Origin of the sequence: Polaribacter sp. Hel_I_88 (genome assembly GCF_000687935.1) — a bacterium.
GTDB lineage: Bacteria > Bacteroidota > Bacteroidia > Flavobacteriales > Flavobacteriaceae > Polaribacter.
Genome location: NZ_JHZZ01000001.1, coordinates 1,339,809 through 1,355,121 on the forward strand (window position 1 = coordinate 1,339,809; position 15,313 = coordinate 1,355,121).

Consider the following 15,313-nt stretch of genomic DNA (forward strand, 5'->3'; position numbering starts at 1 on the left):
AAATGAAGAGATATATTTACATCCTTTCTTTTTTTGCCTTTGTACTAACCACAACTGCACAAGAGAAAACAATGCAACTTTCTTTGGATGAAGCTATTGCTTTCGCTTTAGAAAATAGTTACAATGCAAAAGCTGCTAAAAACGATATAAAAGCTGCAAACGAAAAAGTTTGGGAAACAACCGCTATTGGTTTGCCACAAGTGAATGCAGCTGTAGACTATCAAAACTTTTTAAAACAACCTGTTTCATTATTACCAGCAGCAGCTTTCGATAATACAAGTTCTACTGTACAAACTGTAGAAGATTTTTTTGATTTGCAAGCAAACAGAGAACCAACTGCTCCAGGTGGTTTTATACCGGTTGTTTTTGGAACGCCACAAAACATGAATGCCACTGTAACCTTAACACAGTTACTTTTTGACGGTTCTTACCTTGTAGGTTTGCAGGCATCAAAAACTTTCTTAAAAATTACAACACAAGCTGAAGAAAAAACTGAATTATTAACAAGAGAGGCTGTTGTAAACGCTTATGGAAATGTATTGGTTACTCAAAGTAGTATTTCCATCTTAGAAAGTAACATTAAAATTCTTTCAAAAAATTATGAAGATGCTAAAAAAATCTACGAAAATGGTTTGAATGAGGAAGAAGATGTAGAGCAACTTGAAATTACTTTAGGGAATCTTAAAAACCAACTAAAGAGCGTGCAAAGAATGGAGGAAATAGCGTATCAAATGCTAAATCTTTCTTTGGGTAGTTCTATAAATACAACCTTAATTTTAACGGATTCTTTAGAGAGTTTAGCTACTGACAATATTCAATTAGGATTAATTTCTGAACCTTTTAATGTAAATAATCATATCGATTTTAGAATTGCAGAAAACAATAGAGAAGGCAGTCTTTTAAATGTAAAATTAGAAAAAAGCAAATATTTACCAACTTTAAGTGCTTTTGTAAATTATGGTACACAAGCTTTTTCTGATTCTTTTACCTTTTTTGATAGCAGTCAACGTTGGTTTGAATCTTCTCTTTTAGGGGTGAGTTTAAACGTGCCTATTTTTAGTAGTTTTAGTAGAAAATCAAAAGTATCACAGGCAAAATTAGAGCTAGAAAATGCAGATTTACGTTTAGAGGAAACAAAACAACGTTTAAGCTTACAAGCTCAGAAAGCCCAAAACGATTATCAATTTAGCATCGAAAATTATCAAACAGCTAAAAAGAATGTTGGTTTGGCAGAAAGAATCGAAAAGAAACAACGTATAAAATTCTTTGAAGGTATTTCTTCTAGTTTCGATTTATTACAGGCACAAAACCAATTGTACAGCCAACAACAAAGCTACATACAATCTATGTTAGATGTAATTTCTAACAAAGCAGCTTTAGAAAACGCATTAAACTTACCAATTAACACAACTAAATAAAAAACAACGATGAAAAATATATATGTAATCTTATTAGCAACAGTTCTTTTTGCTTCTTGTGCAGATAAAAAAGAGGTTTCTTTAGAGGATGTTCTTGCAACAAACGACATTACTCAACTAAAAACTAAGAAATCAGACATTACTGCTAAACAACAAGAATTAGCAGCAGATTTAAAACTAATCAATGATAAAATTGATGCTTTAGACGAGAATAAGAACATGCCTTTAATTACAACTTACAAAGTAAAAGAGGAGGTTTTTACGCACTTTATAGAACTACAAGGAAATGTACAAACCAAACAAAACGTTTTAATTTATCCTGAAATGCCAGGAATTTTAGAAAGCGTTTACGTAAAAGAAGGTCAAAAAGTTTCTAAAGGGCAAATTTTAGCAAAAATTGATGATGGAGGAATGTCTCAACAGTTAGCGCAATTAGAGGCAAATGCTGCTTTTGCAAAAACTACTTTTGAACGTCAAAAAAGATTATGGGATCAAAAAATTGGATCAGAAATACAGTATTTACAAACTAAAACAGCCTACGAATCTCAACAAAGTGCTGTAGATCAAATAAAAAGTCAATTAGGAAAAGCTACAATTAGAGCACCTTTTTCTGGAATTATAGATGATGTTTTTAAAGAAAGAGGAACTGTAGTGGCTCCAGGACAAGGCTCAGAAATTTTTAGAATTGTTAACCTGTCTAATATGTATATAGAAACTGAAGTGCCAGAAACTTATATTGGTAGCATTACAGAAAATAAAAAAGTAGAAGTTAATTTTCCTGTTTTAGGCGAAACTGTAACATCAAAAGTAAGACAGGTTGGTAATTTTATCAACCCAAATAATAGATCTTTTAAGATTGAAATTGGTGTGCCAAATTTAAGCGGAAATGTAAAACCAAACTTAACTGCAAGGTTAAAACTAAATGATTACACTAGTGAAAATGCAGTTTTAATTCCACAAAGTATTATTTCTGAAAACGCAAATGGTGAGCAATTTATTTATATCATAAAAGGTAAAAATGCTAATGATGAAGCTGTTGCAGAACGTTTAATTATCGAAACAGGAAAAACACAAGGAGACATGATTGAGGTTACAAAACATCTTCCTGCAGATTCAGAAATTATTATGGAAGGTGCAAGAAGTGTTAACAATGGTCAGGCTGTAAAAGTGATCAATAAATAAGTCTTTAGGTGTTAGTCTTTAGACTTTAGAAAAATAATTTGATACAAATGAAAGAAATTAAATTCAAATTTGAAGATTTAAAACTTTATCAAAAAGCTTTAGATTTTGTTGATAGTACTTATAAAGTAACTGAAAATTTTCCAAGTAATGAAAACTTTAGTCTTACATCTCAATTTAGAAGAGCTTCAATATCTATTGCTTTAAATATAGCTGAAGGTTCAGGAGATACTAATGCACAATTTAATAGATTTTTAAATATTGCTAATGGCTCAATTAAAGAATGTGTTGTGTGTTCATCTATTGCTAAACGTCTAAATTATATTAGTAATGAAATAGACTATAATAATAGACTACATTTAGAAGAGTTATCAAAAATGACAGCAAGTTTAAAGAAATACTTAATGTCAAACAATAAAAACACTAACAACCAAAGACTATCAACTAATGACTAAAAATAAAAACAAACAAGTAGATAAAGAATTTAAACTTTCTTCTTGGGCAATAAATAATAAAACTACTATTTATGTCCTGATGTTTTTGATTCTTTATTTAGGAATTTCGGCATATTTTACAATGCCAAGAGAGAATTTTCCGGAGATAAACGAAACTAAAATTTATATCAGTTCTGTATATCCAGGAAACACTGCAGAAGATATAGAAAAACTAATTACAAACCCTTTAGAAGATAAATTAAAGTCGGTAAGTAACGTGGTTGAAATTACCTCTACATCTCAAGAAGATTACTCAATTATTACTGTTGAGTTTGATGAAAAAATTGATGTTGACAAAGCAAAACAGAAGGTAAAAGACGAAATAGATCAGGAAACTGCTGGTGAGGATTGGCCAACTTTTAATGGTGCAAAAGTTACACCTAATGTTTTTGAGTTGAGTATGTCTGAAGAAGTGCCGATTTTAAATATCAACATTTCTGGTAATTATCCTGTTGCAAAACTAAAAGAATATGGAGAGTATTTGCAAGATGAAATCGAAGATTTAACAGAAATTAAAAAAGTAGATATTCGTGGAGCGCAAGAAAAAGAGGTTGAAGTTGCTGTAGATATTTACAAAATGATGGCTGCAAAAGTTAGCTTTGATGATATTACAAACGCTATAAATCGTGGAAACGTAACCATGTCTGCAGGTAATTTTATTACAAGCCAGCAAAGAAGAACCATTAGAATTATTGGTGAAATTGATGAACCCTCTGATTTAGGAGACTTTGTAGTAAAATCTGAAAATGGAAATATTATTTACCTTAAAGATGTTGCTAAAATTTCTTTTAAAGACAAAGATAAAACTACCTATGCAAGAGAAGATGGCCATGCAGTAGTTATGCTAGATGTTAAGAAAAGATCTGGTGAAAACATGGTGGCTGCTGCAGAACAAATTGGCGTAATTGTTAAAGAAGCAAAAGCGAATAATTTTCCTCCAGATTTAAAAGTTACTATTGCCAATGATCAATCTCCAAAAACAATTGGACAAGTAGATGATTTGGTAAATAACATCATTTTTGGAGTTATTTTAGTTGTAATTGTTTTAATGTTTTTCTTAGGATTTAAAAACGCAATTTTCGTTGGTTTTGCAATACCAATGTCTATGTTTATGTCTTTAATGATTCTTGGAGCCATGGGTTACACCTTAAATACTATGGTACTTTTTGGCCTTATTATGGGTCTTGGAATGCTGGTAGATAATGGAATTGTGGTTGTAGAAAACGTTTACAGATTAATGGACGAAGAAGGAATGACCAGAATTGAAGCTGCCAAAAAAGGGATTGGAGAAATTGCTTTTCCTATTATCATATCTACAGCTACAACAGTTGCAGCCTTTATTCCTTTAGGTCTTTGGCCAGGTATTATGGGGCAATTTATGGTTATTTTACCAATTACATTGTCTATTGTTTTAGGTTCGTCTTTATTCGTAGCAATTTTCTTTAATTCGGTTTTGGTTTCTCAGTTTATGAGTACAGAAGATAAAGATATGCCACTAAAAAGTATTATTAGATTAACGGCTATTATGGGAGTTGTTGGTTTGTTGATCTTCTTTTTTGGAGGCGAATATAATGGTTTAGGAACCTTAATTTTATTCACAGCAATTATGTTGTGGGTATACAGATTGGTATTAAGAAAAGCAGCTAATTATTTCCAAAAAAACACCTTAGTAACTTTAGAAAACTGGTACGAAGTTCGATTAAAAAATGCACTTTCTGGTTGGATGCCTTACTTTTTAGTAGCTGTAACTTTTGTGTTACTAATTGTTGCTTTTATGGGCTTTGGTTGGTCTGTTGGAGAACAAAGAACAAAAATTGAGTTTTTCCCAGACAACAAACCAAATCAAATTATTGTATATATAGAATATCCTGAGGGTACAGATATTGAGAAAACGAATCAAATTACCAAAGAAATTGAGCAAAAAGTATTTGGCGTTTTAAATCAAGATCAATATACAGATGGCGATTATAATTATATGGTAGAAAGTACAGTTTCGCAAGTTGGTGAAGGTGCTGGAAATCCACAAACAGATGGTGGTTCTTCTGCAGAAATGCCACATAAAGGAAAAATTACAGCTTCTATGCGTGAGTATAAATACAGACGTGGAGAAGACAGTGAATTATTACGACAAAAAGTACAAGCTGCTTTGGTGGGTATTTATCCTGGAGTTTTAATTTCGGTTGAAAAAGATGCAAATGGACCACCTGCAGGAGCTCCAGTTAACATCGAATTAAATGGTGAAGATTATGAAGAATTAATTTTTACAGCAGAAAGAATGCGTGATTATTTAAATACGCAAAGTATTTCTGGTGTAGATGAATTAAAGATTGATGTAAACAAATCGAAACCAGGAATGCAGGTTTTGGTTGATCGTAAAAAAGCGGGTGAATTAGGCGTTTCAACTGGGCAAGTTGGTTCTCAATTAAGAGCATCAATCTTTGGAAACAAAGCAGGTATTTATAAAAAAGATGGTGAAGATTATGATATTTACGTTCGTTTTAATAAAGATGATAGATATGATAAAAGCGCCGTTTTTAATCAGAAAATAACATTTAGAGACCAAGCTTCAGGTAAAATTAAAGAAATTCCTGTTTCTGCTGTTGCCTCACAAAGTAACAGTTCTGGTTTTAGCGCCATAAAACACAAAGATGTAAAACGTGTGGTAACAGTATATTCTGCACTTTCTCCTGGAGAAACAGATGCTGGTGCAGTTGTGGCTAGAATCCAAAATTCTATGAAGAGTTTTAAAGATATGCCTAAAGGAATTAAAATTGATTATACAGGGCAAATTGAAGAGCAAAACAAACAAATGGCATTTTTAATGGGTGCGTTTTTTACAGGTTTAATGCTAATTTTCTTTATTCTGATTTTCCAATTTAACTCAGTTTCAAAACCAGGAATCATCATGTTGGCTATCTTTTTAAGTTTCATTGGTGTATTTGGTGGTTTAGTGATTACTGGAGCTCCATTTGTTATTATGATGACTATGGTTGGAATAATTTCACTAGCAGGAATTGTAGTAAATAATGGTGTTGTTTTACTAGATTATGCCCAACTTTTAATTGATAGAAGAAAAATAGAAGATGATGTTGCAGAAGAAGATTACTTGCCTTTAGATAGTTTATTTGAAACTGTTGTAAAAGCTGGTAAAGCTCGTTTACGTCCTGTTTTATTAACAGCAATTACCACAATTTTAGGATTAATTCCTTTAGCAATTGGTTTAAACATTAACTTCTTTACACTCTTTAGTGAGTTTGATGCCAATATTTATATGGGTGGAGATAACGTTGTTTTCTGGGGTCCTTTAGCAAAAACTGTAATTTATGGTTTACTAATTGCAACCTTTTTAACATTAATTGTTGTGCCAATTTTATTCTTTTTAATTACAAAGTTTAAAATGAGAATTAAAGGAGTTTTACCTCATCAATTAGAAAAAGTTGAGAATGAAAATTTAGCTTTTAGTGAAGATGTAAGAATTGACAATAAAAATCAAATTTAAAGTTTAAAATATTAAATTTAAAAAGAGCTGAAATTAATAGAATTTCAGCTCTTTTAATTTTAAGCTATTTACTAACGATATGTTTTTTACTTTATAAGATATTCTTTTGTTTTTTCGGACAAAATATTTGCGTCATATTCAACATCAGAAACCCAATTGATTGCACACAAATTAAAACCATCAAAATACTCAAATGGTGCTAATTTAAATGCTTTTAAGGTAATCATAAAACGTTCTAAACCACCAAAAGGATAGTTTCCAGTAGAAATTTTCACAATTCCTCCACCAATTTCACATCGTTCTAAAAGATCTAAATTTACTTCAAAACCATATTCTAAATAGTTTATGTAAGAAACTTTATCTTCATTCATCAGAATACTTTTTGCATTATTAAAAGAAAAATAGTTTCCTAAAACTCCACTTGTATCCTCTGGAATTAATTTATCAAATAATTTGATTTTTTGCTTGTCTTCATCTATAAAGTCATCAATTTCATCACCATCTTCTTTTGCTTTATAATTTTTTGTTCTAATAGCTAGCATATGATTATATAATGCTCTAAAAGCCATAAAATTTTTATGATTTTTTATTTCAAATTTGATGTAAAGCATAATTTTTTATTTCTTTAAAAAGATTTTTTGAATATAATTTAGGCATTTTAACCTCAAAAAGACCCCTTTATTATGTTGTTTTTATGCATCATAATTTTAATCTTTTGTTTGTTTGCATCTATAAATGTGTATTCTGCAAAACACAGTTCGTCTTTATATTCGTCTAAAATATCTACGCATTTAAAGCCTAGTTCGTGAGCTGGATTAAGATATGAATCATCTAAATACAAAAGCAATGCTAAAAATATTGCATCATGATTTTCTTCAAAATACTCAATAGCATTTGTTTGAAAATTGTTCATAGAATGTAAATAACTTACACTTATATTATTTGCATAGACATTACAGTAACCATCTGTTTCTTTTGCTACATCTATTTCTAAACCACTATCATCAACCTTTCTAAAACCTTTGGTGGATGCTATATGAATGTAATCATCATAATCTCTTGTTTGCATTTTTTTGATTTAAATGTAAAATTTTAAAATTTTCTACTACTTTTAACTTTCAATTATGATTCCAAAAAAATATTTTTTGCTTTTTATTTGTTGAATAACAAATCCTTATAAAATATATTTTTCATAAATTTAAGCAAAAAATCAAATGAAAAAAATAATACTCTTATTCTTCTTTCTAAATTGTTTTTATAGTTTCTCTAATGATATTGGTTTTTTACAAAAAGAAGTAGCTTTTACTATTTATGATTCAAAACAGAATATTTCCATTTCTTCTTACTGGGAAAATTTTAATGGCAATAAAAGATTGTTTTTTGATATATATAAATATACCATAGATAAAAATCCTGATGAAAATAATGTTGAATTTATAGAACGAATAAAAGTTTTAGATAATAAATCTAAAGATTATAGTGGTGAAGTTTTAAAGCCCGTAAAAGGTATTTTATTAAACAATCTACTTTATTTTTCTACCCAATATAATGGTATGTACACTTTTGATTTGGAAACAAAAAAAATGAATTTGTTTTTCAAAACTAGCAACAAAGCCATTACTCGTGAATCAGCTGAAGAGCATTTAATTATTGATTTTGAAATACATGACAATACTTTAATAATTGCAAATGAAAAAGGGTTAGAACTCTATGATTTAAAAACTAAAAAAGCAATCCGAAAAATAGCTATAACAAAAAAAATAGCAGCATTAGATAAAGCAGAAAATCTAAACTTTTTAATGATTAAATATGATAATAATTATGAGGTTTTAGGGTTGCCTAATTTTGATAAAATAAAAGAGATTAATGATGTTAGTTACGCCACAGTTTTAGAAAATGGAAAGTTAATCTACGTTAGTGCTTCATCACAAATTATAACAAATTTTAATTTATCTACTAAAAAAATAGTTTGGACAAAAACCCTGGTTAACAATTTAGAAAATTTTAAAACACAACCTAAAATCATAAAATCTTATACTGATAAGTATATAGCAATTGAATATGTTTTATTAGAGAAGCAAGATAATACTTGGGAAAATTCAGAAAGAAAAATTTCTGTATTTAACCTAATTAACGGAAAGTTAATAGAAGAAATTAAAATAGAAAACTCGAGAAATTTAAGCTTTTCTCATCATAAAAAGAATGTATTACTACAGAGTAATAAATCTAATTACGTTATAACTGGTAAAATTGAATTATTAGCTAATGGTAAATACTATGCTTTACCAGTTGCACATATTATTTCTGTTGGCAACAACCAAATATATAATTATACCTGTAAATCTTGCGAAAAAGAAGTTACCAATTTTGGAAATAGAGTTTCAAAAGATTATAGAGTTATTACTGAAGAAGAGTTTTTAGATTCAATATTTAAATATGAAAAATATAATTATAAGAAACAAAAAGTAAGAGATGTGAAAAAACATCTTTTAATCGGCGAAAATGCCTCTTTAAAAAACGTTAGATTAGCTTTTAAAAAAGTAATTGAAGAGGCTAAATCAAACGACTTTTTCATTTTCCATTTTTCTGGATTTAGTAATGAACTATTGGAAAATAAAAATACAGAAACATTTCTTCTAACATATCAAGAGAATTATGAAAATCAAACAGAATTAAAAAAGAGATGGGATACAGAATTAAGTACATTAAAACCAATTCATATTAATTTTGAAAATTACAAAATAGATTATTGGAAAAAAATATCAAAGAATTCACTTACTGTTAAGGAATTAGGCAGTTTAATGAATCAAATTCCTGTTAACAACCAATTAGTTGTCAGTGAATCTGGTAATGGTGAAAAGTTTGCTCAAAATTTAATTTATCACCTTTTTGAGAATAATCCACTATTAGCAAAAAACAATACTAGAAATAGATTAATTCTAACAACTAAAGATGTAGGATATGATGGTTATGCTGATATTAAAACGGGTCCGTTAAATTATTTAATCAATAAAAAAGGAAATCTTTTAGAGATTTTTGATAATCCAGACCTTTATAATTTTGAATTATTAAACACAAGCAAAAAAAGCAACAGAGAGTGGTTTTCAAATTACTATAAAATACATCAAGAAAAAGACTACACCAACTTCCTAATTTCTAAATACAACACCACAACTAAATCTAGAGGAACAATTACTGTTTCTAACAAAAAAGAAGAAAAAAAGAAAGACAATATTATTAAGAGCTTTGCTTTATTGGTGGCAAATGACACTTTTGATGCAACAAAAGATTGGTCTTCTTTAAAAAACCCTATCAATGATGTAAATACTGTTACTAAAATTTTGAAAGATAAATACAATACAGAAACAGTTTTATTACATAACAAATCTAAAAACGAAATTTTAAAAGCAATTAATAACATGAAAGCAAAAATGGATGAGAATGACCAGTTTTTGTTTTTTATTGCAGGTCATGGATATTACAGTGAAGAAATGTCTGATGGTATGGTTGTTTGTAAAGAAAGTAACGAGTTGGAAGAAGATTATGATAAAAGCTCGTATTTAAAAATGGCAGATTTACATCGCCTTTTAAATACAATGCCAGCAAAAAACGTTTTTGCAGTTTTTGATGTTTGTTTTGGCGCAACTTTTGATTTATTTGCAAAAGATATTGAAGTTAACAATTATAATAAATTACAATTAGATATAGAATTAGAAGATTTTATTAAAAGAAAAAATAGTGAAACTTCAAGAATTTTTATGGCTTCAGGTAGATATGAAGTGCCAGATTATTGGAATGATTCTGACGAACATTCTCCTTTTGCAAGTAAATTAATTAAGGCATTTTCTGAAGAAAAAGATTTTATTTCGCCAGGTAAAATTTTCTCTTATATGCATGGTAATGCAACAGAACCATTGCTTAAAAAGTTTGGTAACCACAAACCACGTGGAGATTATTTATTGAAAGTTGTAGAAAAATAACTATGAAAAAACTCATCCTTTTAATTTCATTTTTAACGATTCTTCCCATTTTTTCTCAAGAAAATGGCGCAAGAGGAACGATAACTGATGAAAATAAAAAAGACACCATAAAAGGCACAAAAAGAGCTTTGATTATTGGTATTTCTGATTATAGTTCCTCTGATTTAACTTTAAAATATGCAGATGATGATGCTACACTTTTCAAAAATTATTTAACCAAAATAGAAAAGGTTGATGAAAAAAATATTACATTTTTAATAAATGAAAACGCTACATCTTTCAACATTTTAAATGGATTACAAGATTTAATAACATCAACACAAAAAAATGATATTGTTTATTTGTTTTTTGCAGGTCATGGAGATGTTGTAGACAAAGACAATGTAGCTGAAAAGTTGGGTTTTTTATTGGCTTATGATGTAAATCAAAACAGAGAATTTTATGGCACTCAAGGTGTAATTCCTTTTAAAGATATTAGTACAACTGTAAATACAATTGCGAGTAAAGATGCAAAAATAACCTTAGTTTTAGATGCTTGTAGATCTGGTTATTTATCTGCAGATGGTGCTCAAAACAACTTAAAAACCTTCAATGAATATTTACAAAATTCCACGAAACTGTTAAGTTGTAATCCTAATGAATTATCTTATGAAGGGGATAATTTAAAATTGAGCGATGATAATACTGGTCATGGTTATTTTACCTATTATTTAGTGCTAGGATTAATGGGTGCAGCAGATAATTTAGTACAAGACAACAAATTGCAATATTTTGAGCTACAAGGGTTTTTAGATACCAATGTAAATTTAGCCACCAATAACAAACAAACGCCTATTGTTAAATCTAAAACATCTACAGGTATTTTTAAAGAAGTACTTTCTTTAGATAAAAAAGAAGCTTTAGAACAGGTTCAAAACCCTACAGGAATTAAAAACATATTGGCTTCTAGAAGTAATTCAAATATAAACGAAAAAGGTTTGGAATTAAATTCTGATCTTATCAAAAAGTTTAATAAAGCGTTAGAAAACAAAGATTATTATGGCAATTCTTTAAGTGCTTTTGAAATTATAGAAGAAGCAATCAATGAGAAAAAAATAGGGGTTGAAATTATCAATTTAATGAAAAATAAATTGGTGATGGCACTTTCTACCAAAGCACAACTTTTAATAAACGATTATATTGGTAATGTAGAAAATTTACCAAATGGAAATGTTTTTAAACAAAATGCAAAACACCTAGAAATTTGTTTAGAACTTCTTGAAAAAGACAATTTTAGCTATAACCGAATTTTAACAAGTAAGTTGTTTTTAGAAGCGTATGCAATTATTAAAAATAAACAGTTTAACCAATATCCTTTGGCAAAAAACAAGCTAAATGAAGCCTTAAAGTTAGAGAAAAAAGCAGCTTACATTTATAATGCTTTGGGTATTGTTTTAAATTATGAAGAAGAGTATGGAAAATCCGAAGAAAACTACAGAAAAGCAAATGTGTTAATCCCAACTTGGACTTTTCCTATTAATAATATTGGGACCAATTTTTTAGAAAAAGCTGATTATAAGAATGCTTCAATATATTATAAAAAAGTTTTAGACATCAAACCAAATAACAGAAATAGTTATAATAATTTAGGTGCTGTTAGTGAAAATTTGGGCAGATATCAAGAGGCTGAAAACTACTTTTATAAAGTAAAAGAGTTTGGAGACGAATATTTATCAATCACATTAAGAAATTTAGGAAAATTATATAAAAAGAAAGGAAATATTAAAGGAGCTGAAGGTTATTTTTTACAAGCAATTCAAAAAGATTCTACAGATGTTGAAGCGTTATTTGATTATACAGATTTATTAATTGATGAAAGTATAGATGCACAAAAAGCTTTAGGCTTGCTGAAAAAAGCAATTCAATTAGAGCCCTTTTTAGCCAAAGGTTATGCAAACTATGCTACTTTTTTAAGACGATTTCCAAAAAATAATACTGATTTAATAAAAGCAGACAGTCTTTTTAAAATTGCTATAAAAAACAATCCATTTTATACATGGTCTTATGCAAGTAGAGGCTGGTTGTTTCATAAACAAAAAGAAGATGATAAAGCATTAAATTCTTTTAAAGAAGGCATAAAAATAAATCCTAAAAAAGCAAGTGCTTATTATTACTTAGCCAATTTTTATGAAAATGGTTTGCAAGATAAAGTACTCGCAAAAGAGCTATTTGAAAAATCTTTACAAATAGATTCTTTTTATATGCCAGCTTACAAAGGTTTAGTTAGTTTGTTAAATTCTGAAAATGACCAAGAAACCTCTATAAAAATGTTGCAAAAAGTAATCAATAGAAATAGCCAAGCACCAGATTTATATGCACTTTTGGGTGATACTTTTTATAGCATAAAAGAATATGAAACAGCTATTAAAAATTATCAAAAAGCTATTGAAGTAGATAGTACGTATGCAAAAGGGTACACAAATTTAGCCTACAGTAAATTAATTACAAAAGAACATGCAGACGCCTCAACATACTTTAAGTTATCTGCAAAGTACAATCCGTATAAAAATAAAGTAGCAGACTTTTCAAAACTGTTTTTATTGCAAGCCAGAAGAGAGATCAGAGCAAATAATGTTGAAGAAGCTACAAACATTTTAGAACAAGCCTATACATTAGACACCAATATAGAAACTGTTTTTGCACTTACAGAGTTGTATTATTTTACCAATGAAATCAACAAAAAGAAGACTTTAATTGAAGAATTAAAGAACTTTGAAACTGGTAAAAGTTGGCAAATAAAAAAATATGAGTTGCTTTCTAAAATTTATATCGATTTAAATGATGCAAAAAATGCCCGATTTTATTTTGATGAAATGCAGAAAATTAACCCCATAGCCAATGTTATTTTAGAAGCTTTAGTTTTAACTATAAATAATAAAAACAAAGCAGCAAAAGAAAAATTAAAAACCGTTAATCCTTTATTGTTAAGAGATAAATATTTACAAAGAAAATTCAATAGTAAATCAATTAGCATAATTAAAAAATTACAGGAATGAAAAACAAAATAATCATCAACCTACTTATTTTTACCTTTTTAAGCTTCAATATAAATGCAGGTGTAAATCTTAAAAATGGCAACTTTTATATATCTTATGCAGATGTTTTGTTAAAGAAATACAAATCTGCATTCAAAAAAATTACAAGAACTTACAATTCTAAATCTACAGAAATTGGTTTGTTTGGCTATGGTTGGGGCACAAAATTTGAAACTTCAATTACGGTTTATCCTGATGGAACTTTGCTTGTAAAAGAATATGGTTCAGGAGGTAAAACCATTTATTCTTCTAACTTTATTTCTAGTGATTTAACACAGTTAATGATTGATGATTTGATTGAGGTAATGCAAGAAGAGGAAGATTTAGAGCTAAATCCCACAAGTATTACCAATCAAATAAAAAAATTAAAAACTAATATAGAATATCGTTTAAAAACTTGGGACAAATATGTTGAAAAAGGATTGTTAGAAAACGCAACAGATTTTCCTTTAGGTTCTGAATGGGAAAGTTTTACTAGAGGAAATCAGAAAATAACATTAACCCAAAAAGGTTTTGTTAGAAATCAAAAAAACAAAAATGAAAAAGAGATTTTTAATTTAGATGGCAAATTAATTCGTTACGATTTAGGAAATGGAGAGTTTACTACTTTAGAATACAGAAATAAAATACTTTCTAAAATGGTTACTGCTGATGGAACCATCCTAAATTTTGAATCAAATGAGGATGGATTTGTGACAAAAATATATTTTAATAATGAAAAAAAGAATAGATATGCAGCATTCAAGTACAAAGATAATAGCTTAATTTTTAGTGAAGACATCTCTGGGAATCAATATGCATTTAATTATGATGAAGCCAATAACCTTACTAAAATTCTATATAATCCTGTTAGACTTCCAGGAATAAAAGAAGATGCTATGCTAATTACTTATCACCCAAAAACCTCTTTTGTAAAAAGTATAACAGATAGAGAAGGTGAAACGATTTCTTATGAATATACTAACTTTTTTAAAGATGATGGTACTAAAGATGATAATCATTATGCAACAAAAGTGATTAAGAAAGGATATGATGGAAATTTAGTAACCAATACTTACGAGTATTTTATTGGTACAAAACAAAATGGAGGAACTTTTTCGCAAAAAATTATTACAACTATTAATGGTATAAAAACAGCTACAGAATACGATGAAATTTGTGGTCTACCAATTAAAATAGAAAGAGGAAAACACATTACCAATTTTAAATACAATAACAGGTGTTTACTTTTAGAAAAAACCTCTACCAGTGGAGATTTTGTTTCTTTAAAATATCATCCTACATCAGAAAAATTAACATACGTTAAAAATAATGTTGCCATTTATGAATTTACCTATGATGAAAATTTAAATTTAACGTATGCTATAAAAAACAGTGATAAGTGGGTAAAATTAGTATATAATGATAATAATAAAATTTTATCGATGATCGATGGAAATAATGAAACCCAAAAAACCAACGAACTAACTTTTGAGTACAACAAAATAGGCAAGCCTATAAAAATAAAAATGAAAGATGCTGGATCTATAAATGTTACTTATGATGATGCAGGAGAAATAGAAAGAGTATCTAGTGATGATGGTCATAAAATGGCATTAAAAGTAACACAAGCTTTTCAAAACTTATTGGCTTTATTAAAACCATCTGGTGTTAATTTAGGGATTTAAAA

At 28.5% G+C, this 15,313-nt stretch carries 9 protein-coding genes; 7 read left to right on the forward strand and 2 right to left on the reverse strand.

Features of this window, described 5'->3' with window-relative positions:
• Positions 1-2 precede the first annotated feature (2 nt).
• Genes P161_RS0105970 through P161_RS0105985 form a run of 4 tightly spaced genes read left to right on the forward strand, consistent with a single transcriptional unit; the run spans position 3 to position 6,590 of the window.
• A complete protein-coding gene (locus tag P161_RS0105970; RefSeq protein ID WP_026776122.1) occupies positions 3-1,418 on the forward strand; it encodes a TolC family protein in 1,416 nt (471 codons plus the stop codon).
• A gap of 9 nt (positions 1,419-1,427) precedes the next feature.
• Positions 1,428-2,600 carry an efflux RND transporter periplasmic adaptor subunit gene (locus tag P161_RS0105975; RefSeq protein WP_026776123.1) on the forward strand — a complete coding sequence of 391 codons (1,173 nt, stop codon included), beginning with the start codon at positions 1,428-1,430 and terminating at the stop codon, positions 2,598-2,600.
• Positions 2,601-2,647: 47 nt separating this feature from the next.
• A complete protein-coding gene (locus P161_RS18140) occupies positions 2,648-3,052 on the forward strand; it encodes a four helix bundle protein (protein WP_036841282.1) in 405 nt (134 codons plus the stop codon).
• Positions 3,045-6,590 carry an efflux RND transporter permease subunit gene (locus P161_RS0105985; protein WP_026776124.1) on the forward strand — a complete coding sequence of 1,182 codons (3,546 nt, stop codon included), beginning with the start codon at positions 3,045-3,047 and terminating at the stop codon, positions 6,588-6,590. The genes P161_RS18140 and P161_RS0105985 overlap by 8 nt, the downstream gene beginning before the upstream one ends.
• 86 nt (positions 6,591-6,676) lie before the next feature.
• Here the strand turns inward: P161_RS0105985 and P161_RS0105990 are convergent, their stop codons facing one another.
• The gene (locus P161_RS0105990) at positions 6,677-7,201 is read right to left on the reverse strand and encodes a hypothetical protein (protein ID WP_026776125.1); all 525 of its coding nucleotides are present in this window, start codon (positions 7,199-7,201) and stop codon (positions 6,677-6,679) included.
• 53 nt (positions 7,202-7,254) lie between these two features.
• Positions 7,255-7,659 (reverse strand): hypothetical protein, encoded by a 405-nt coding sequence (locus tag P161_RS0105995; RefSeq protein WP_026776126.1) that lies wholly within the window; start codon positions 7,657-7,659, stop codon positions 7,255-7,257.
• A 145-nt stretch (positions 7,660-7,804) separates the two neighbouring features.
• Between P161_RS0105995 and P161_RS0106000 the strand changes: the two genes are divergently transcribed.
• From P161_RS0106000 to P161_RS0106010, 3 genes are read left to right on the forward strand one after another with little or no spacing between them, the layout of a single operon-like run.
• Positions 7,805-10,570, forward strand: coding sequence for a caspase family protein (locus P161_RS0106000; protein WP_026776127.1), 2,766 nt, complete (start codon positions 7,805-7,807; stop codon positions 10,568-10,570).
• 2 nt (positions 10,571-10,572) lie between these two features.
• Complete coding sequence (locus P161_RS0106005; RefSeq protein ID WP_026776128.1) at positions 10,573-13,605, forward strand: tetratricopeptide repeat protein; 3,033 nt, start codon at positions 10,573-10,575, stop codon at positions 13,603-13,605.
• Positions 13,602-15,311 (forward strand): DUF6531 domain-containing protein, encoded by a 1,710-nt coding sequence (locus tag P161_RS0106010; protein WP_026776129.1) that lies wholly within the window; start codon positions 13,602-13,604, stop codon positions 15,309-15,311. Before P161_RS0106005 ends, P161_RS0106010 begins: the two co-directional genes overlap by 4 nt.
• Positions 15,312-15,313: the final 2 nt, after the last annotated feature.